Consider the following 20,504-nt stretch of genomic DNA (forward strand, 5'->3'; position numbering starts at 1 on the left):
ATGCTCTTGCTTTAGATAATAAATAAAATTATATTTTAACCACAGATATTGAATATAATACCAGAGGCTTTCTGTAAAGTGCCATACCCAGCATCTATCCATAATAAAAATAGCGATCAGTACTCAAGTAACCTAAAAAAGCCTGCACCTGGGTGCAGGCAGGATCGAAACCGTTTTAAGCGCTACCAAGTCAATGTATAGATTAGAACCAGATTTCGCTCTGGACACCAAAGGCCCATTCGCCTCCCGTGAAGCCTGCACTCCCGAGCGCATCTTCATCCGAGAAGTCATTGAGCTCCTCATCCCAGTCACTCCAGGACGCGAACAGGCGGATTTCCGGACGTTTCCAGAAGCCACCGACTTCAGGCTTGAAGGTCGGCGCGATGGTGAATTTTCGATAGCTCCCTTCCACGGCAGTGCCTGAGGCACCGGGGTCAAGATCCATCCATTGATAGCTGAGTTCATATTGCATCTCGAAATTCGCCGTTAGCTCATTGGCCAGACGCGCATTGAACGTCGCCCATGAGTATTCGTCGCCTTCGGCGTAACGGTCTTCACTGACTTCCGCCAGCACGGCCGGTGCCAGACGCCACTTGGGCGCGAGATAGGTCGTGCCATACAGACCGAGTCGAGTCGAGGTCGCGTCATCTGTCAGATTCCCGTCCCCCCCGATGACCTTCGTCTCCGCGCCGAGCCCTCGGCCATGCAGCACGGCGGCCTTGAAGCTGCCGTCGGCGAGACCAAAGAAGCTGTCGCCATGATAGGCCAGCATGGTATGGAACCCGGAATCCGCGGCTGTGGCGCCCGTGTCCATGGCGCGCTCTTCGTTGTCTGCGGCAGACAATGCACTGACCATCCACTGCCAGTTGCCGACGTAGTTGTTCATCGTGAAGGTCAGGTTGTCGGTATCGCCGCCAGTGTCGGAATCCTCGGTCGGATATTCACTGTAACTGCGTCCGTAGACCGAGAAGTTGGCTTTCCAGTCATCGGTGAGCCGGACGTCGTAGATACCCGCGCCGGTGCCGGCAAGGAAGATGAAGTCACTGTCGAGCCAGTGGATGTCGAAGTTGTCCCGATCGAAGCGCTTGCCGGCCCAGATGGCGGAATTCTCGAAGGCGCCAGTGAAGCTCGGCAGATCGCTCAATTCCACGTAGACCTGTCGTACGTTCAGGCTGGACTCGTCCGAGGTCCAGTCGTTGCTGGTCTCCACCCCGTCGGCAATCATGGTGCGGTAGTGCGCCTTTGCCCCGTTGTCGTAGCGCGTCTTGTAGTTGAGCACCGTCTCGACATAGGTATCGGGCTCATTCCCCAGCCGCCCGACCGCTCCCCCCACCGACCCCGCCGGGGTGAGATAGGGGCCGCCATCAATGCTCTTGCCACCCTCCCCGATCAGGAGACCTGAGCGGGCATAGGCATTGAAGGAGAAACCTTCCTCGCCACTGGCCTGACGCTCCACGGCGGCCAGACGCTCTTCGAGGTCCTCGGTCTGCGCGGTCACGCGCGCGGGTTGATCAGTCTCATTCGTTCGGCGCTGAACAGCCATCGCCTGCTCTGCCTCGGCGGCGCGGCGTTCCGCTGCTCTGGCCCGCTGTTCGGCGTCATTGATGCGCTGCTCCAGCTCTGCGAGCCGCGCCTCGATGTCGCCCGTGCTGTCGGCAGTGGCGAGACCACTGGTACTCATGATGGCAATGGCAACAGCCATGGCCAGAGGGGCCTTGAGCGGGCGCTGGGGGGAAGTAGTCATGTTGGAGAGAGCCTTTGTTGTTGTTGACGAATCACTCGCTTGGCGATGATCAGCGAAGTGGCGCCTTCGTCATTGGCGTTGTCGTAGGCGCCATACTCACTTAATCGTTTAAGACCCTAGTGGCAATCTGGCCTCTCAGACACACGACCTATGTCGAAATTCGACCAAAGGGGAGCGATCACCGCGTAAAACTCCCATTTCTGGCGACATATCAGCGACAGCAAGACCAAAGTTCAGGTTGCGGATATCGACGCCAATCGCTTGACTGTGATCACGCCTTAATCGTTTAAGAAGCACCATCGGACAACCTCAGGATTCTCCCCCGCCAGATGGCCGATGAATGCCCAACAACAACAAGTGACGAGGATTTGCCATGCAACGCAAGACACTGATCGCCTCAAGCGTCGCCCTGCTGGGAGTGGCCACCACCGCCCCTGCCATGGGCGCGGACCTGACCATCTCCTGCGGTGCGGTCGGGGCCGAGCTGGAACTCTGTGAACAGGGCGTCGCGGCCTGGGAGGAAAAGACCGGCCATGAAGTCGACATCGTTTCCACGCCCAATTCCTCGACGGAACGCCTCTCGCTCTACCAGCAGATTCTGTCGGCCCAGTCCGGGGATATCGACGTCCTGCAGATCGATGTGGTCTGGCCGGGGCTGCTCGCCAATCACCTGCTTGATCTGCACCAGACGCTCGGCGAAAAGGCGGCGCAAGGCCACTTCGCGACCATCGTCGACAACAACACGGTGGATGGCCGCCTGGTGGCCATGCCCTGGTTCACGGATGCCGGGGTGCTCTACTACCGCAAGGACCTGCTGGAGAAGTACGGGTTCGCACCTCCCGAGACATGGCAGGAATTGACAGAGACCGCCACGCAGATCCAGGCGAAGGAGCGTGAGGCGGGCAGCGAGAAGATGTGGGGTTACGTCTTCCAGGGGCGTGCCTATGAGGGCCTGACCTGCAACGCCCTGGAGTGGGTCGCCAGCAATGACGGCGGCGCCATTGTCGATGCCGATGGCGAGATCACCATCGACAACCCCAACACGGCCACTGCACTCGACCTGGCCGCCAGCTGGATCGGCGAGATCACCCCGCAGGGCGCACTCAATTATTCCGAGGAAGAAGCCCGCGGCATCTTCCAGTCCGGCAACGCCGTCTTCATGCGCAACTGGCCCTACGCCTGGTCGCTGACCCAGAGCGATGACAGCAAGGTGGCCGGCAAGGTCGGGGTGGTCAAGCTGCCCCATGGCGCCGAGGGAGAAAGCGCGGCGGCGCTGGGCGGCTGGAATCTGGCGGTCTCGAAGTACAGCGAGAATCCCGAGCTCGCCTCTCAGCTGGTGGCCTTCCTCACCGGTGAACCCGAGCAGAAACGCCGAGCCATCCAGGCCGCCTACAACCCGACCCTCACGGCGCTGTATCAGGACGAGGAAGTGCTCACCGCCGTGCCCTTCTTCGGCACGCTCTACGACACCTTCACCAATGCCGTGGCCCGTCCGTCAGCCGTCACCGGAGACAACTACGGCCAGGTGAGCAATGCCTTCTTCAACGCGACCCATAGCGTGCTGAGCGGCGAGCAGAGCGGTGCCCAGGCGGTTGCCCAGCTCAAGAGCGAACTGTCACGCATCAAACGTCGTCGCTGGTAACCCGGGAGGTTTCGCATGACAACCACGCTCAATGAGTCAGTGCCGACGGGCTCGCCCTCGGCCAGGACTCGCAAACGCGGCACCAAGGTCAGACGCCAGCGGGTACGCGCGGCCTGGACCTATCTCGCCCCGATGCTGGTCGCACTGGCGCTGGTGGCCGGCTGGCCCCTGCTGAGAACCTTCTATCTCAGCCTGACCGATGCCTCGCTCTCGGACACGACCGGTGCCGCCTTCATCGGCTTCGAGAACTATCTCGTGAAGGACGACGGCGTCTGGTACGGCCTGCTGGCTGACCCGGTGTGGTGGAACTCCGTCTGGAACACCGTCTATTTCAGCGTCATCTCGGTATCGCTGGAAGTCGTCTTCGGCATCATCGTGGCGCTGCTCCTGAATGCCGAATTCAAGGGACGCATGCTGGTCCGGGCCGCGGTACTGATTCCCTGGGCCATCCCGACCATCGTCTCCGCCAAGATGTGGGCCTGGATGCTCAATGACCAGTTCGGAATCATCAACCACATGTTGATGGGGCTGGGGCTGATCGATGCGCCCCTGGCCTGGACAGCGGATGCCGATCTGTCGATGTGGGCCGTGATCATGGTCGATGTCTGGAAGACCATCCCCTTCGTGGCACTGCTGGTACTCGCCGCGCTGCAGATGCTGCCCAGGGACTGCTATGAAGCCGCCGAGGTCGATGGCATCCACCCGGTGAAGGTGTTCTTCCGTGTCACCCTGCCATTGATCACCCCGGCTCTACTGGTCGCCGTGATCTTCCGTCTTCTCGATGCACTGCGCGTCTTCGACGTCATCTATGTGCTGACCTCCAACTCGTCGAGCACCATGACCATGTCCATCTACGCCCGCCAGCAACTGGTGGAGTTCCAGGACGTGGGCTACGGCAGTGCCGCCTCCACGATGCTGTTCCTGATCATCGCGCTGGCCGTCGTGGCCTACCTCTACCTTGGCCGCCGCCAACTGGGAGTGGAGAAATGAATCAGACTCCGATGAACCGCTACCAGCTGACCCGACTCGCCAAGCATGTCGGCAAATGGGCCTTGATCGCCATCATCATCGTCTACGCCGTGTTCCCCTTCTATTACGCGGTGATCACCTCACTGAAACCGTCCAGTGAGCTGTTCGAGGTCAACTACTGGCTGACCTCGCTGGACTTCAGCAACTATGCCCAGATCTTTGCGCAGAAGAGCTTCCTGCAGGCGATCGGCAACTCGATCCTGATCGCCTTGAGCGTCGTGTTGATCGCGCTGCTGCTGGGCATCACCGCCTCCTATGCGCTGGGACGCGTGCGCTTTCGCGGCCGCTCCACCGTGATGCTGATCATCCTCGGGGTCTCGATGTTCCCTCAGGTCGCAGTGCTCTCCGGGCTCTTCGAGGTGATTCGCAGCCTGAATCTCTACAACAACCCCGGTGGCCTGATTCTCAGTTACACCATCTTCACGCTGCCCTTCACCGTCTGGGTACTGACGACCTTCATGCGTCAACTGCCCATGGAACTGGAAGAGGCCGCGATCATGGACGGTGCCACGCCGTGGGAGACCATCACCAAGGTCTTCCTGCCCCTGATGTGGCCGGCCATGGCCACCACCGGGTTGCTCGCCTTCATCGCGGCCTGGAACGAGTTCCTGTTCGCCTTGACCTTCACGCTGACCGACAGCGAACGCACCGTGCCGGTCGCCATCGCCCTGATCTCCGGCGGCAGCCAGCATGAGCTCCCCTGGGGCCCGATCATGGCCGCCTCCGTCACCGTCACCATACCGCTGGTCATCCTGGTGATGATCTTCCAGCGCCGCATCGTCTCCGGCCTGACCGCCGGCGCCGTCAAAGGATAATCGTCATGTCATTGCTCGAAGCCCAAATGCAGACCTCCTCCAGCTGGTGGCGCGGTGGCGTCATCTACCAGATCTACCCACGAAGCTTCCTGGACAGCAACGGCGACGGGATCGGCGATCTGCCGGGCATCACCACCAGACTCGATTACGTGGCATCGCTGGGCGTGGATGGCATCTGGCTGTCGCCCTTCTTCACCTCCCCGATGCTCGACTTCGGGTATGACATCAGCGACTACCGGGATGTCGACCCGATGTTCGGCACCCTAGAGGACTTCAAGACCCTGCTGGAGCGCGCCCATTCCCTGGGCCTGAAGGTCATGATCGACCAGGTGATCAGCCACACCTCCGACCAGCATCCCTGGTTCCAGCAGAGCCGTCAGGACCGCACCAACGACAAGGCCGACTGGTTCGTGTGGGCAGACCCCAAGCCCGACGGCACGCCGCCCAACAACTGGCTGTCGATCTTCGGCGGCTCGGCCTGGACCTTCGACTCGCGTCGCCAGCAGTATTACCTGCACAACTTCCTGACCAGCCAGCCCGACGTGAACTTCCACCACCCGCAAGCCCGACAGGCACAGCTGGACAACATGCGCTTCTGGCTTGAGTTGGGCGTGGATGGCTTCCGCCTGGATACCGTCAACTTCTACTTCCATGATCAGGCCCTGCGCGACAACCCGCCGGTGCCGGCGGGCGAGGCCAAGACCCTGGGCGCGCCGGATTCCAACCCCTATACCTGGCAGCGACACGTCTATGACCTGAGCCGTCCGGAAAACCTCGACTTCCTGAAAGCGCTGCGCGCCCTGATGGATGAGTACCCCGGCACCACCACGGTGGGCGAAATCGGTGATGACAAGCCGCTGGAGCGCATGGCGGAGTACACCGCCGGGGGCGACAAGCTGCACATGGCCTACGGGTTTGATCTGCTCAATGCGCCGCACTCAGCAGGCTATCTCCGCGAAGTCATCGAGCGCTTCCAGCGTCTGGCCGGCGATGCCTGGCCGTGCTGGGCGCTGTCGAACCACGACGTCGTGCGCAGCGCCACACGCTGGGGCGCCGACGAAGACCCGGTGGCCTACCCCAAGGTCGCTCTGGCCATGGTGCTGTCACTGCGCGGCAGCGTCTGCCTCTATCAGGGTGAGGAGTTGGGCCTGCCGGAAGCCGACGTGCCCTTCGAGCGCATTCAGGACCCCTACGGCAAGGTGCTGTGGCCGGAGTTCAAGGGCCGCGACGGTTGCCGGACCCCCATGCCCTGGCGTCAGACGGCCCAGGGGGACTTCTCGAGTGTCGAGCCCTGGCTACCGGTCGATGAGCGCCACCTGCCACTGGCCGTGGCCAACCAGGAAGACGACGCTAACTCTGTGCTTCATGCCACGCGGATTCTGCTGAACTTCCGCCGTCAGCATCCGGTCTTGCGTGAGGGGGACATTCAACTGGTCGACGTGGGGGACGAGCTTCTGGGCTTCCTGCGTGAGCATGACGGTCAGCGCATGCTGTGCCTGTTCAATCTCACAGGCACTGAACTAAGTACCGCGCTGCCGCAAGCCTACGCAGGCGGCGCGCGTCTTCTCAAGGGCACGGGTTTCACTGCCGAACTGGATGAGGCTCAGCCCCAGACAGCGCGCCTGGTACTGCCGCCCTATCAGGCTGCCTTCCTGGCACTCGACTAACCTTCTTTCGAAAGCCGGTGCCGAGCACCGGCTGGGAGTCGCAAGATGACAAGCGTAACCCTCTCCAAGATCAACAAGACCTTCGGCAGCACGCACATCATCAAGGACCTGGACCTGAAGATCGGCAGCGGAGAATTCGTGGTCTTCGTCGGGCCGTCAGGCTGTGGCAAGTCGACCTTACTGCGCCTGATCGCCGGGCTGGAATCGATCACCGACGGTGAGATGCATATCGCCAACGATCTGGTCAATGACCTCCCCCCGCGTGAGCGCGGCGTGGGCATGGTCTTCCAGTCCTATGCCCTCTACCCGCACATGACGGTGTACGAGAACATGGCCTTCGGCCTCAAGCTTGCCAAGACCGACAAGGAAAGCGTCGAACAACGCGTGATGGAGACGGCGCGCATCCTTCAGCTCGAGGAGTTGCTGCACCGCAAGCCCAAGGCGCTTTCCGGCGGCCAGCGACAGCGCGTCGCCATGGGGCGCGCCATGGCGCGTGAGCCGAAGATCCTGTTGTTCGATGAGCCGCTCTCCAACCTGGATGCCTCACTGCGGGTGCAGATGCGCAATGAGATCGCCCGCCTGCACCACCGCCTGGGCTCCACCATGGTCTACGTCACCCACGACCAGGTCGAAGCCATGACCCTGGCCGACAAGATCGTGGTACTGCGTGATGGCCGTATCGAACAGGTCGGCAGTCCCCAGACACTTTATCAGGCACCGGCGACCCGCTTCGTGGCCGGCTTCATCGGCTCCCCGACCATGAACTTCCTGCCGGCGGAGCTATTGAGCAGCGATGCCAATAACTGTCGCATCACGACGGCCGGGATCGGCGAGCTGGGCCTGCCTCGCGATGCCGGTAGCGAGCGCGTTGGTAGCCGTCTGATGCTGGGGGTTCGTCCCGAACACCTCTGCCTGGAAGAGGCCCGTGGCGACAACGCCTTCGAGATCGTCAACGTCGAGTACCTGGGCAACGAAGTCTATGTCTATCTGGATCCGAAAGTCGGCGACAGCCTGCTGATCCACCGCAGTGAAGCCCCCAGTCAGTGGAAGATCGGCCAACGCGTCGCGCTGGTGCCGGACCTGGAGCACGTGCATCTCTTCGACAGCCAGGATCGCGCGCTGAGCCTGACCCAGCAACGCCAGGCAGCCTGACGTTCAGGGCCTGTTCTGCAGGGCTTTTTCTCGAGGGCCTGGCAGCCAGGACTGAGTATCCAGCGCCTGCTCACGGCGCCTCAGGCCAACCGCTTCATTCTCCGCAAGGACCCCACGGGCGGGAGCCATGGTTCCCGCCCAGGAGACTCGCATGTCCACGATTCGAGACACCCAGGTGTCGGCCCACGATTGGTGGCGCGGCGCCGTCATCTATCAGATCTACCCGCGCAGCTTTCAGGACAGCAATGGCGATGGCATCGGTGATCTGCCGGGCATCCTCGAGCGCCTGGATTACATCGCCTCGCTGAATGTCGATGCGATCTGGCTATCCCCCTTCTTTACCTCGCCCATGAAGGACTTCGGCTATGACATCAGCGACTATCGCGATGTCGACCCGATGTTCGGCACCCTGGAGGACGTCGACCGTCTGGTCGAGGCAGCGCATGCGCGCGGCCTGAAAGTCATCATCGATCAGGTGCTCTCACACACCTCCGACGCCCACCCGTGGTTCGAGGAAAGCCGCCAGAGCCGCGATAACCCGCGCGCCGACTGGTATGTCTGGGCAGACCCCAGACCCGATGGCGCACCGCCCACCAACTGGCAATCGATCTTCGGGGGCTCCGCGTGGCAATGGGACACTCGCCGCTGCCAGTACTACCTGCACAACTTCCTGATCGAGCAGCCGGACCTCAACTTCCATCACCCCGAAGTCGTGACGGCCATTCTTGAAGAAGTGCGCTTCTGGCTGGAGCGGGGGGTGGATGGTTTCCGCCTGGACGCCATCAACTTCTGCACACATGGTGAGCTAAAGGATAACCCGCCGCGGCGTGAGATCGCCGAGGGCTTCATTGGCGTGCGCCCGGACAACCCCTACGGCTATCAACAACATCTTCACGACAAGACCCAACCCGAGAACCTCGCCGTTCTCGAACGGCTGCGGAGTCTGCTCGATGAATACCCCGGCACCACCAGCGTTGGCGAGGTCGGCGACGATGACTCCTTGCGCGTCATGGCCGAGTACACCCGGGGCGACCAGCGGCTGCACATGGCCTATTCCTTCGATCTGCTGACCGAGAACGCCTCACCCGGCCACCTCCTGGCGACCCTACAGACGATGGAAGCGCAGATCGGGGACGGCTGGCCGTGCTGGGCGCTGGGAAATCACGATGTCACACGTCTGGCAACGCGCTGGGACGCCGAAGCCTCGCCGGCGCGCCTGCGCCTCTATCTCGCCTTCCTGCTGACCCAGCGCGGCAGCGTCTGTCTGTATCAGGGCGAAGAACTGGGGCTGAGTGAAGCCCAGCTACGCCATGACCAGTTGGTGGACCCCGCCGGCATCACCTTCTGGCCACGCTACAAGGGACGCGACGGCTGCCGGACGCCCATGCCGTGGCAGGCCGGTGAGTCACATGCGGGCTTCTCTCGCGTGTCTCCCTGGTTGCCGGTTCCCGACTTCCATCATGCCTTGGCCGTCGACCATCAGGAACACGACCCGGCATCGCTGTTGAATGCCAGCCGGGAGCTGCTCGCCTTCCGCCGCCGTCACCCCGCCCTCAGCCGAGGAGAGATCCACTTCCACTCGCTGCATGAGGAAGTCATCTGCTTCACGCGTCTCTCAGGCGGCGAGTCGTTGCTGATCGCGCTCAACTTCTCTGCTCAGGCCCTGACTCTGGAGACCGCCTGGCGAGCGGAAGCCCTCGAGGATGCCCCCGGCATGATCAATGGTCACTGGCAGGCAGGTCGCCTGACGCTGCCGCCCCACGGCGTTGCCATCGCGCGCTGTGTTGGCGAGGTGCACTGAATCTCCCGCTTGCCGATCACGCGACTCACAAGGAGGTCATGATGACCCTGTCTCAACTCGATCCTCACGCACGCCTCGACTGGTGGCGTGGTGCCACGATCTATCAGATCTACCCCCGCAGTTTCATGGATGCCAACGGCGACGGCATCGGCGACCTGGCCGGCATCATCGAGCGCCTGCCCCATGTGGCCAGCCTCGGCGTGGATGCCATCTGGCTGTCCCCCTTCTTCACCTCGCCGATGAATGATTTCGGCTATGACGTCGCGGACTATCGGGATGTCGACCCGATGTTCGGCCACCTGGAGGATTTCAAGCACCTGGTCTCGCAAGCCCACCAGCTGGGGTTGCGCGTGATCATCGACCAGGTGCTGTCTCACAGCTCCGATCAACACGTCTGGTTCCAGCAAAGCCGTCAGGACCGCCACAACGCCAAGGCCGACTGGTATGTCTGGGCCGACCCGCTCCCGGATGGCAACCCGCCCAACAACTGGATGGCAGCCTTCAGTGGTCGCGCCTGGAGCTTCGATGCCAAGCGTCGCCAGTACTATCTGCACAACTTCCTGGCCAGTCAGCCGGATCTGAATTTCCATCATCCCGAGGTGCGCCAGGCGCAGCTGGACAACCTGCGCTTCTGGCTGGATCTGGGGGTGGACGGCTTCCGCTTCGACGTCGTCAATTACTACTTCCATGACCGCGCCTTGACCGACAACCCGGCGATGGCGCGCGAAGGCGTCAACCCGGGCAACCCGCAGAGCTATCAGCGGATGCAGCACAATATCGAGCAACCGGAGAATCTGGCGTATCTGGAGCGCATCCGCGACCTGCTCGATGAGTACCCGGGCACCACCAGTGTCGGCGAGATCGCCGGCAATGACCCTCTCCCGACCATGGCTGCCTATACCGCCGGCCAACGCCGCCTGCACATGGCCTACACCTTTGACCTGCTCAACAGTGATGGCGATGCCCGCGCGCTTTACGACGTGCTGACGCGCTTTGCCGAGCAAGGCGAAGACACCTGGCCTTGCTGGGCCCTGTCCAATCATGACGTGGAACGCAGTGCGACCAGCTGGGGAGAATCGCGCGCCCTGCTCGCCCTGACGGTGTTGTGTTCGCTGCGTGGCAGCCTGTGCCTCTATCAGGGAGAAGAACTGGGGCTTCCCGAAGCGGAGCTGGCCTTCGAGGACCTGCAGGACCCCTTCGGCATCAACCTGTGGCCCGAGATCAAGGGCCGCGATGGCTGTCGCACGCCGATGGTCTGGGATGACAGCCTGAACGGTGGGTTCAGCCGCTGCGCGACGAAGTCCGGCGTTGAGGCCACGCCCTGGTTACCGGTCTCCCCACGCCAGTTGCCATTGTCGGTGGCGCAGCAGGAAAACCGTGATGACAGCTTCCTGTCGCGAGCACGTCGCCTGCTGCGCTATCGCGGGACCAGCCAGGTGCTGCGCGAGGGTGATCAGACCCTGATTGCCCCCGAGCGGCTCCCGGACAACGTCTTCGCCAGCGTGCGCCAGCATGGAGCGCAACGCTTGCTGTGTCTGGCACACCTCGGGACAGGCGATACGCCGAGCGTGATCGACCCGAGTCAACTGGCGCCAGATATCACCACCTGGACCACCCTCGAGATCGCCGGTGTCACGGCGACACACGCCTCTCACCACCCCCTGTCGCTGATGCCAGGCAGCGCCATGTGGCTCGCCCTCAACTGACGCCTGGCAGATTCGATGCTTCACGGGATGCTCGGTGGATGACGGTCATCCCGGACGCCGCAACAACAATCACAATGATGGAGTCGCACGCCATGCCTTCTGTTATCAGCACCCCACGCCAACGGATGCTCACGACCCTCAAGGGTAGCGCCGGTGCCCTGTTGTTGAGCGGGGCCTCATTGACGGCACCCCTCGCACTGGCCACCGAGGTCACGATTGCCTGTGGCCCTGGCGGAGATTCCGACATGTGCCCGGAGCTCGCCCAGCAATGGGCTGAGCAATCCGGCAATCGTGTCAATGTGATCTCCACTCCCAACGACACCACCGAGAAGCTCTCGCTGTATCAGCAGCTGCTGAGCAGCGGCTCCAGTGACATCGACGTGCTGATCGTCGACATGGCGTGGCCAGGGCTGCTCGACGATCACCTGGTCGACCTTTCCCGCTATCTGCCCGACGACGCCACCGAGGGCTTCTTCCCCGCGCTGGTCGACAACGGCACCGTAGAGGGACGTCTGGTGGCCATGCCCTGGTACACCGACGCAGGCGTGCTCTATTACCGCAAGGACCTGCTGGAAAAATACGACCAGCAGGTGCCGGAGACCTGGCAGCAACTCACCGAGACGGCGCGCACGATCCAGGCGGCGGAACGTGACGCCGGCAATGCCGATTTCTGGGGATACAGCTTCCAGGGGCGCGCCTACGAGGGGCTGACCTGCAACGCACTGGAGTGGGTCGCAAGCCAGGGCGGCGGCACCCTGGTGGATGATGCCGGTGAGGTCACCATCGACAACTCGCGCGCCGCCGAGGCACTCGATCTTGCCGCCTCCTGGATCGGCAGCATCGCTCCGGAAGGTGCGCTGAATCATACCGAGGAGGAGTCACGTGGGTTGTTCCAGTCGGGCAATGCGCTGTTCCTGCGCAACTGGCCCTATGTCTGGAAGCTCAGCCAGGCCGAGGGCAGTCCGGTGGCAGGCAAGGTCGGCATGGCCCCCCTCCCGCATGGCCCGCAGGGCGAGTCACGCGCAACCCTGGGCGGTTGGAATCTTGCGGTATCACGCTACTCGGAGCACCCACAGGCCGCAGCGGAGCTGGTCGCCTACATCACCGCCGCCCCGCAGCAAAAGGCCCATGCCATGAAGATGGGGCGCAACCCCACCATCGAACACCTCTATCAGGATGACGAGGTGCTGGCGAGCACCCCCTCGATGGGGGAGCTCTATGAAGCGCTCAGAACCGGCGTCGCGCGCCCGGCCTCGGTGACGGGCGATGCCTACGCTCGCGTCTCCAATGCCTTCTTCAACCGCACCCATCAGGTGCTGTCGGGCGAGGAGACCGGTGCTCAGGCGGTGGAAGCGCTCGGGAGAGAACTCACCCGCATCGGACGCCGCGGCTGGTAACGCCAACGGCCTCACCCCGCCAGGCCTTGCGCCTGCAGACTGATGACGCCCGGAAGGTCTCGCGCAGAGACGCGGGGCCTTTCCGGCGCTCTAGCATGCCCGTGACCCCTGCCGCCTCGACAACAAGGATCGTGCAATGACATCTACCCAACTCCATCGCCATGCCGCACACGACTGGTGGCGCGGCGCAACGCTCTATCAGATCTATCCGCGCAGCTTCATGGACGCCAATGGCGATGGTGTCGGCGATATTGCCGGCATCATCCAACGTCTGGACTACCTCGCGACCCTGGGGGTGGACGCCATCTGGGTCTCCCCCATCTTCACCTCGCCCATGCAGGACTTCGGCTATGACGTCTCGGACTACCGTGACATCGATCCCCTGTTCGGCACTCTGGAGGACTTCTCGCGGCTCGTCGCCCGCGCACATGAGCTCGGGCTGGGCGTCATCATTGATCAGGTGCTGTCACACAGCTCCGATCAGCATGCGTGGTTCCGGGAAAGTCGCCAATCCTGGGACAATGCCAAGGCTGACTGGTATGTCTGGGCGGACCCGCGCCCGGACGGCGGTGCGCCCAATAACTGGTTAGCCGCCTTCGGTGGCCCGGCCTGGACCTTCGATTCACGGCGCTGCCAGTATTATCTGCACAACTTTCTCGCCAGCCAGCCGGACCTGAACTTTCATCATCCGGAGGTGCGTCAGGCACAGCTCGACAATCTGCGCTTCTGGCTGGAGCTGGGCGTCGACGGGTTCCGCTTCGACACCGCCAACTTCTATTTCCATGACCAGGCGCTGACGGACAATCCGCCGTCCTCGGACGACTACCGTAGCCGTGGGCATCCCCGCAGCTATCAACTGCTGAAACACAATGCGGATCAGCCAGAGAATCTCGACTATCTGGAAGAGATTCGTGCCCTGCTGGAGGAATACCCCGGCGCCACCAGCGTCGGCGAGGTCGGAGGCAGCGACCCGCTTCCCGCCATGGCAGCCTACACCGCGGGCCAGCACCGCCTGCATATGGCCTACACCTTCGACCTGCTCAACAGCACGGGCGATGCCGTGGACTTGCACGCCGTTCTGGCACGCTTTGCCGAGCATGGCGAAGACGCCTGGCCGTGCTGGGCATTGTCCAATCATGATGTTCCGCGCAGTGCCAGCCGCTGGGGGAGCGCACGCGCCTTGCTGGCTCTGACGGTACTCTGCTCATTGCGGGGCAGCCTCTGCCTCTATCAGGGCGAAGAGCTTGGATTCGAGGAAGCGGAGCTGAGCTACGCCGAGCTGCAGGACCCCTTCGGAATCGCGCTATGGCCCGAGGTCAAGGGACGCGATGGCTGTCGCACGCCCATGGTGTGGGAGCCTCAACGCAATGGTGGTTTCTGCGCTGACTCCCTGTCGCCCTGGCTTCCCGTCCATGCCCCTCATCAGTCACAGGCGGTCTCGCTGCAACAAGAGGCGTCCGAGAGCCTGCTGAATCGCGTTCGCAAGCTGCTGGAACTGCGTCGCAAGAATGCGACGCTGAAGACGGGGCAACAGATGCTCATCTCCCCGTCCGAATTGCCGAAGGGTATCTTTGGTGTGATACGTCACACCCCTTACCAGCAGATGGTGTGCCTGGCCAATCTGGCACACGAAACAAGTCACGACCCGGAACACGACAACGCCCCCGTCATGCTCGATCTGCCGACCCTGCTGGGCTTCCGAACGCCTCTTGGCCAGCGTCATGTCCCGATAGAGATCGTCTCGTTGCCCGGCATGGCAACGCCCTCGCTTGAAGCAGGCCAATTGAGGCTGTTGCCGGGGATGGCTGTCTGGCTGGTCGTGCCAACCGATACCCCGCATGTGCAGGACCGCTAGCAAGCGTTGCCCGGCTGGACACCTTGTGCGCAGTTGACCGCTCGTTCGGCCAACTCCCTCACTTTCTGGGCATTTCTGGTACGTGGCGATATGCTATCTCTGCACTTAATCGTTCAAGCTTTTCATCTTCAGGAACCCGACGCCTGTGTCATCGCCTCGCCGCATCACTCTCAAGGAGCTAGCCGCACAACTCGGCGTCTCCACCGCCAGCGTCTCCAACGCCTTCAACCGCCCCGACCAGCTCTCGCCAGCATTGCGCGAGCGGGTGCTCGAGGAGGCCAGACGCCTTGGCTACCGTGGCCCGGACGCCAAGGCGCGCAGTCTGCGCACGGGGCGCTCACGGATCATCGCCGTGGTACTCGCGGAGACGCTGACCTACAGCCTCAAGGACGCCGTCGCCAGCGAACTGCTGTCGGGCATCGCGGAAGTGCTGGATGCTCACGGCCATACCCTACTGCTGCTTTCAGGCCGCCAGAATGCCTCCCAGGTGCCCGGGTCTTCCAGCATCGCCGATGGCTTCATCGTCTACGGGCTGATGGCCAGCATGGCGCTGGTGGAAGAACTCCAGAGTGCGGGTCACAAGCCTATCGTGGCCGTCGACTTCGATCTGGGCGATCACCCCGCCATCCATGTGGATGATGAGCCCGCCTGCTACGCCATCGCGCAACATGCCTTGCAGACACCCGCCAGTCGTATCGGCATCGTCAACCTGCGCCTGACCGACACGCCCTGCAATGGCCCCATCACCGATGCCCACGCGCTGATTCCGACGGGTCAGACAATCACCCGCTCACGTCTGGCAGGTTTTCATCGCGCCCTGACTGAGCGAGAGGTGGCTTTGGAAGACGTCGCGATGTGGAACATCGAGGAAAACACCTATGAGGTCTGCGCGCCGGTGCTGGCAGAGATACTCGACCTGCCGGCCGGCGAGCGGCCAGACCTCCTGCTGTGCATGTCAGACCGTATTGCTCTGACCGCCGTGACCCTGGCCGAACAACGTGGCATCCGAATTCCCGAGGATCTGCGTATCACCGGCTTCGATGGCATCGAGGAAGGACAATATCGGTCACCGCGCCTGACCACCGTCCACCAGGACAGTACCGAGAAAGGCCGCCTTGCCGCGCGAATGATTCTGGGGCTGGAGCCCGCGTCATCACACCGGCTCTCGACACAGCTGATCCAGGGCGAGACCTGTCCGTGAGGAGGTGTCGCCAGGAGTGACGCTATGGGGCGTGGCAGGTATCATCCCCAGCCCGTTCATCGCAGCCGAGGGAGGTTTCCATGCCGATCCTGCACAGCATCATTCACCGTATCGACAAGGGCAATAGCGAGACGCCGGCCCAGCTGGTGCCTGCCGCCACTGCCCTGCCGGCATCCGATGCACTGGAGGATCTGGTGTCCGGGCTCAATGATGCCTACCACGGCAAGGCCAAGAACTGGGGCCGTTTCAATGAAGACGCACCTGCCGCCTTCCCCGCCGAGCTGGCGTCTTTCCTCGCAGGTGATAGCGATTTCGCGAGCCTGACCCAGACGCTTGCCGGTCGACTCATGCCGTTGATCGATGACAACCTCCCGACAGGCGGTCATCTGCTGGTGGTGGATCACCAACAGGGCGAGACGCGTCACCTGTTCATGGCGTTGCTGCACCATCGTGACGGCTTCGCGATCGACGAGTCCCTCGCGGTAACCCCCGCCCGACAGCTCAACATGACCCAGATGTCGCTGGCCGCACGACTGGATATCAGTCAATGGCAAGGCAGCTCGACGTCTCACCCCTATCTGTCCTGGGCGCGCGATCGCGGACGCACCAAGCTCGCCGAGGCCTTCGCCGAAACGCTGGGCGCACAGGAGCAGCGGGATGCCGGTCAGGAAACCCGCACCCTGCTCAAGGCCTTCAGCGACTACGTCGAGAAGGAAGACATGGCCGAGGAGGCCAGTCGCGAGAAAACCGATACCCTGGTCGACTACGCCACTGATCAGGCCAAGCTCGGCGAGCCAATCACGCTGGATCAGTTGTCTGAGCTGATCGATGAAGAGCACCCGCAGGCCTTCTACGACCACATTCGCAACAGCGACTATGGGCTGTCACCGGAAATCCCGCCGGACAAGAAGACGCTCAACCAGTTCAAGCGTTTCACCGGGCGCGCCGCGGGCGTCTCGATCAGCTTTGATTCGCACCTGCTGGGCGACTCGGTGGAATACGATGAAGCGAGTGACCGTCTGATCATCAAGCAGGTCCCGACGGGCCTGCGCGATCAGCTCAAGCAACGCTGAAGCCTCTGATCAGACGACATCACCTGATGCACACCCGGCAGACACACGAAGGCCAGGCAGATGCCTGGCCTTCGTGTGTCTGACAAGAAACCGTGTGCCCCGGCCTTTACAGCCCTTCGAGAACTTCATTCATCTGAGCACGTACACTCTGCAAGCCATTGCCGGAGAGATACCAAAGCCCCGGGGATAGCACGGTGACACCAATGTCCGCGCCGCCAGCATCGGCCAGCGCGGCCTCAAGCGCGTCAGCATCCATCGGGGTCTGGCCAATGGCAGCACTGCGATCGACCACATAAAGAGCATTCGGCGCCATCTCGGCAATATTCGCTGGCGTCAGCGGGTAGAAAGTACGCGCACCACGGCTGACCGGCTCCACGGAATCCGGCAACGCCGGCTGTTCGATCTGCAGCAGCTCAGTCACTACCGGCTCGTTACGCAAAGCATAGCGACCGTCATTGTGAGTCACGACCAGCACTCGAAGATCGTTAACGAGCCCCTCCCGTGCCGTATCGATTGCAGACTCAAGCGCTGCAAGATGATCGTGCGCCTTTTCCTCAGCATGATACGGGGACGCCAGGCTCAGCACCTTGTCACTAAATGCTTCGAAGTAATTGCCTTCTTCGAGAGTGACATCACGCGTCTCCGCCACAGCCTTGAGCGCCTCAAGCGATCCAGACTGACGGCCGGTGACCAGAATCAGGTCCGGCTCCAATCCCGCGATCGCCTCGACATCAGGCTCCTTGAGTCCGCCGACATCTGCTCGATCTTTGATCAAATGCGACACATAGGCGGGTGCAGACTGATGTGGAACCCCGACGAGATGCTCGGCCAAGCCCAGCTCATCCAGCGTATCGGCAGCGCCCCAGTCCAGACTCACGACGGAAGGGCCATGCTCTCCCCCGGCGACTTCGTGTGCCTGTGCACTCAAGGGTAAAGCAGCCAACAACAGAGTAGAGACAGACAAGGTGAGCCCAGTGACGTTCATCGACATTCCCTTTATTGAATAATAATTAATATCATTTGTGTTTGCGATCCTAGCACGACTATTTCCTCAAAATCATGCAACTGTGCGTTGCATAACCCGCAATTTACGAACGACTCCATGCCATCACCAAGGGTTGCGTAGAACGCAACTCTGTCAACAAAGAAACACACCTGAACTATAAAATACGAATGTTTATCATTTGTTTTCTTAAACACGAAAAAAAGATCGACACTGATGCGATGATGCCTGTCGTATTCCCAACCCGAAGTCGACGTCAACAGAGCACTCAGTGGCCCACAACCCTAAAAAACTCGTGGCTCAATAACGACATAATCGCGACCTCAAGGATCCAGGAACATGACAGTCCCCGCACTCCCCTTTGCTCGATCGGCCTTGGCTATCGGTATCGCCGCCGCTTGCCTACCTGCTGGCGTACAGGCTGACGACTCCAGCCAGTTGGAACCTGTGGTGGTGACAGCTTCCGGCTACGAACAGGTGATCTCGGATGCCCCTGCCAGTATCTCGGTCATTACCGGCGAGCAGCTCAACAAGCAGTCGTACACGGACATCACAGATGCCATGGATAATGTGCCTGGCGTCTATGTCACGGGGGGCGGGAATTCTCAGGACATCAGTATTCGAGGGATGGACAACAGCTACACGCTTTACATGATCGATGGCCGCCCTCTCTCGGCTGGCCGCTCCGTCAATACCAATGGCAATGATGAAGGCAAGCAGATTGGCCTCCCCCCAATCTCGATGATCGAGCGAGTGGAAGTGATTCGCGGACCGATGTCATCGCTGTACGGCTCACAAGCCATGGGCGGCGTCATCAACATCATCACAAAAAAAGTGGCGGATGATTGGTCGGGGTCTGTCACGACGGAATACACCCATTCGCTCAACGACATCAGCAATGACGGGCAGCAACTGAGCTTCTATACCAGCGGGCCGCTCATCGAAGGCCTGCTCGGTCTCAAGGTCCACGGAAACTGGACCGGTTATGAAGAAAGCGATTACCAGGGCGGTAGCGACAATGCTGAAAGCATGCCCGACAGCGACACACGTCAAGGAGGTGCCGAGTTCACGCTGACACCAGATGAGGACAATGCGTTCACGCTCGGCTATACCGCCTCCAAGAAAGAATACACTCACAATGCTGGCGTGAGCATCGCAGATGATTCCGAAACCAGTCGTTATCGCTACGACAAGGATGTCTATACCCTTGGCCACAAGGGAAGTTACGGCAGCTTCCTCACGGACACCTATCTGCAGCACGACATCTCGGAGAACGTGCTGGATTCCGATGATGAGAAACGCGAAGAAGTCACCACGCTCAACAACCAGACCACGTACTTCTGGGGCGACCATATGCTGACCTTCGGCGGTCAGTACAAATTCGAGCAGCTGACCGATGAGACCAATGGTTTGCTGGATTCGAATGTCCCGGGGGCCGTCGATAACGTCGATCGCTGGATCGCGGCGCTATTCGTCGAGATGGAATGGAGTCTGACCGAGGACCTCAACGTCACCACCGGCTTGCGCTACGACGATGACGAGCTGTTTGGCGGACATCTCTCGCCGCGCGTCTACGCCAATTATCACCTTGACCCGCAATGGACACTCAAGGGCGGGGTTTCCACGGGCTATAGTCAGCCGAGCCTATCCGCTGCGACAGAGGGCTTTGGACGTCGAACCGGTCGGGGCAGCGCTGTCATCATCGGTAACGAGGAGCTGGATCCGGAAACCAGTACCAACTACGAGCTGGGCACCGTCTTCCAGAACCAGTCTGGCACGCTCAGCGCCGGCGCCACCCTGTTCTACACCCAGTTCAAGGACAAGATCTCCGAAGACCGCCTCTGCCAGGGCCCGGATGAAGGTTTCTCCGATCCCGCCTTCCGCGAGTGCAGCTATGCCGGCACTGATTACTATTTCGTCAGCACCTACCGCAACATCGACGAAGCTGTCATGCAGGGTATCGAGCTGTCACTGGACTATGCCATCACGCCAAGCGTGAACCTTAGCTCCAGCTACACCTACACCGACTCCGAGCAGAAAAGTGGTGAATTCAAGGGCGAGCCCTTGAACAAGATCCCGGAACATATGCTCAACGTGGCGCTAGACTGGCAAGCCACTCACGACCTCAACCTGTGGGCACAGGGGAACTACCGTGGCGAAACCAGTGATTACCTGTCACGGACCAGCATGAGCGAAGGCACGCCCAGCTATACCTTCTTCGATGTGGGTGTCGTCTATGCCTTGAACGAGAACGCTCGCGTCAAGGCTGGCCTCTACAACATCGCCGACAAGGAAGTCACCAATGATACCTACGGCGTGGTACTGGATGGCCGCCGGTTGAACCTGGGGCTGACCATGGACTTCTGACCCTCAACTAGAAGCATTCATGCTGACGCGACAAGGGGAGCCGAGGCTCCCC

Annotated in this window: 14 protein-coding genes; 12 read left to right on the top strand and 2 right to left on the bottom strand. The window is 61.4% G+C overall.

Annotated features, from left to right (window positions below; translation table 11 throughout):
* Window positions 1–202: 202 nt before the first annotated feature.
* A complete protein-coding gene (locus CFN46_RS10275) occupies window positions 203–1,744 on the bottom strand; it encodes a carbohydrate porin (RefSeq protein WP_254918460.1) in 1,542 nt (513 codons plus the stop codon).
* 373 nt (window positions 1,745–2,117) lie between these two features.
* Here CFN46_RS10275 and CFN46_RS10280 point away from each other — a divergent pair, with 373 nt between their 5' ends.
* The 11 genes from CFN46_RS10280 (at window position 2,118) to CFN46_RS10330 (ending at window position 17,082) form a co-directional block, all read left to right on the top strand.
* Complete coding sequence (locus CFN46_RS10280) at window positions 2,118–3,386, top strand: ABC transporter substrate-binding protein (RefSeq protein WP_088743461.1); 1,269 nt, start codon at window positions 2,118–2,120, stop codon at window positions 3,384–3,386.
* A 15-nt stretch (window positions 3,387–3,401) separates the two neighbouring features.
* The gene (locus CFN46_RS10285) at window positions 3,402–4,376 is read left to right on the top strand and encodes a carbohydrate ABC transporter permease (RefSeq protein ID WP_088743462.1); all 975 of its coding nucleotides are present in this window, start codon (window positions 3,402–3,404) and stop codon (window positions 4,374–4,376) included.
* 11 nt (window positions 4,377–4,387) lie between these two features.
* The gene (locus CFN46_RS10290) at window positions 4,388–5,230 is read left to right on the top strand and encodes a carbohydrate ABC transporter permease (protein WP_084208934.1); all 843 of its coding nucleotides are present in this window, start codon (window positions 4,388–4,390) and stop codon (window positions 5,228–5,230) included.
* 26 nt (window positions 5,231–5,256) lie between these two features.
* Window positions 5,257–6,897: an alpha-glucosidase family protein gene (locus tag CFN46_RS10295; RefSeq protein ID WP_088743518.1), complete on the top strand. Its 1,641-nt coding sequence runs from the start codon at window positions 5,257–5,259 to the stop codon at window positions 6,895–6,897.
* Between the two features lie 45 nt (window positions 6,898–6,942).
* A complete protein-coding gene (locus CFN46_RS10300; RefSeq protein ID WP_088743463.1) occupies window positions 6,943–8,049 on the top strand; it encodes an ABC transporter ATP-binding protein in 1,107 nt (368 codons plus the stop codon).
* 151 nt (window positions 8,050–8,200) lie between these two features.
* Window positions 8,201–9,850: an alpha-amylase family glycosyl hydrolase gene (locus tag CFN46_RS10305; RefSeq protein ID WP_088743464.1), complete on the top strand. Its 1,650-nt coding sequence runs from the start codon at window positions 8,201–8,203 to the stop codon at window positions 9,848–9,850.
* 41 nt (window positions 9,851–9,891) lie between these two features.
* A complete protein-coding gene (locus tag CFN46_RS10310) occupies window positions 9,892–11,556 on the top strand; it encodes an alpha-amylase family glycosyl hydrolase (RefSeq protein WP_088743465.1) in 1,665 nt (554 codons plus the stop codon).
* A 92-nt stretch (window positions 11,557–11,648) separates the two neighbouring features.
* Complete coding sequence (locus CFN46_RS10315) at window positions 11,649–12,953, top strand: ABC transporter substrate-binding protein (RefSeq protein ID WP_254918461.1); 1,305 nt, start codon at window positions 11,649–11,651, stop codon at window positions 12,951–12,953.
* A 136-nt stretch (window positions 12,954–13,089) separates the two neighbouring features.
* A complete protein-coding gene (locus tag CFN46_RS10320) occupies window positions 13,090–14,808 on the top strand; it encodes an alpha-amylase family glycosyl hydrolase (protein WP_088743466.1) in 1,719 nt (572 codons plus the stop codon).
* A 145-nt stretch (window positions 14,809–14,953) separates the two neighbouring features.
* Complete coding sequence (locus tag CFN46_RS10325; protein WP_176426456.1) at window positions 14,954–16,009, top strand: LacI family DNA-binding transcriptional regulator; 1,056 nt, start codon at window positions 14,954–14,956, stop codon at window positions 16,007–16,009.
* 80 nt (window positions 16,010–16,089) lie between these two features.
* Window positions 16,090–17,082: a nucleoid-associated protein gene (locus tag CFN46_RS10330; protein WP_024952240.1), complete on the top strand. Its 993-nt coding sequence runs from the start codon at window positions 16,090–16,092 to the stop codon at window positions 17,080–17,082.
* A gap of 106 nt (window positions 17,083–17,188) precedes the next feature.
* Here CFN46_RS10330 and CFN46_RS10335 read toward each other — a convergent pair whose 3' ends face one another.
* On the bottom strand, window positions 17,189–18,067 hold the full coding sequence (locus tag CFN46_RS10335; protein WP_024952241.1) for an ABC transporter substrate-binding protein: 879 nt from the start codon (window positions 18,065–18,067) through the stop codon (window positions 17,189–17,191).
* A 357-nt stretch (window positions 18,068–18,424) separates the two neighbouring features.
* Between CFN46_RS10335 and CFN46_RS10345 the strand changes: the two genes are divergently transcribed.
* Window positions 18,425–20,452 carry a TonB-dependent receptor gene (locus tag CFN46_RS10345; protein ID WP_088743468.1) on the top strand — a complete coding sequence of 676 codons (2,028 nt, stop codon included), beginning with the start codon at window positions 18,425–18,427 and terminating at the stop codon, window positions 20,450–20,452.
* Window positions 20,453–20,504: the final 52 nt, after the last annotated feature.

Origin of the sequence: Cobetia sp. QF-1 (assembly GCF_002213105.1) — a bacterium.
Classification (GTDB): domain Bacteria; phylum Pseudomonadota; class Gammaproteobacteria; order Pseudomonadales; family Halomonadaceae; genus Cobetia; species Cobetia crustatorum.

Excerpts from the sequence above, each read along its gene's own strand:
- CFN46_RS10275 (WP_254918460.1), bottom strand. The coding sequence starts at position 1,744 with ATGACTACTTCCCCCCAGCGCCCGCTCAAGGCCCCTCTGGCCATGGCT.
- CFN46_RS10280 (WP_088743461.1), top strand. The coding sequence starts at position 2,118 with ATGCAACGCAAGACACTGATCGCCTCAAGCGTCGCCCTGCTGGGAGTG.
- CFN46_RS10285 (WP_088743462.1), top strand. The coding sequence starts at position 3,402 with ATGACAACCACGCTCAATGAGTCAGTGCCGACGGGCTCGCCCTCGGCC.
- CFN46_RS10290 (WP_084208934.1), top strand. The coding sequence starts at position 4,388 with ATGAACCGCTACCAGCTGACCCGACTCGCCAAGCATGTCGGCAAATGG.
- CFN46_RS10295 (WP_088743518.1), top strand. The coding sequence starts at position 5,257 with ATGCAGACCTCCTCCAGCTGGTGGCGCGGTGGCGTCATCTACCAGATC.
- CFN46_RS10300 (WP_088743463.1), top strand. The coding sequence starts at position 6,943 with ATGACAAGCGTAACCCTCTCCAAGATCAACAAGACCTTCGGCAGCACG.
- CFN46_RS10305 (WP_088743464.1), top strand. The coding sequence starts at position 8,201 with ATGTCCACGATTCGAGACACCCAGGTGTCGGCCCACGATTGGTGGCGC.
- CFN46_RS10310 (WP_088743465.1), top strand. The coding sequence starts at position 9,892 with ATGACCCTGTCTCAACTCGATCCTCACGCACGCCTCGACTGGTGGCGT.
- CFN46_RS10315 (WP_254918461.1), top strand. The coding sequence starts at position 11,649 with ATGCCTTCTGTTATCAGCACCCCACGCCAACGGATGCTCACGACCCTC.
- CFN46_RS10320 (WP_088743466.1), top strand. The coding sequence starts at position 13,090 with ATGACATCTACCCAACTCCATCGCCATGCCGCACACGACTGGTGGCGC.
- CFN46_RS10330 (WP_024952240.1), top strand. The coding sequence starts at position 16,090 with ATGCCGATCCTGCACAGCATCATTCACCGTATCGACAAGGGCAATAGC.
- CFN46_RS10335 (WP_024952241.1), bottom strand. The coding sequence starts at position 18,067 with ATGAACGTCACTGGGCTCACCTTGTCTGTCTCTACTCTGTTGTTGGCT.
- CFN46_RS10345 (WP_088743468.1), top strand. The coding sequence starts at position 18,425 with ATGACAGTCCCCGCACTCCCCTTTGCTCGATCGGCCTTGGCTATCGGT.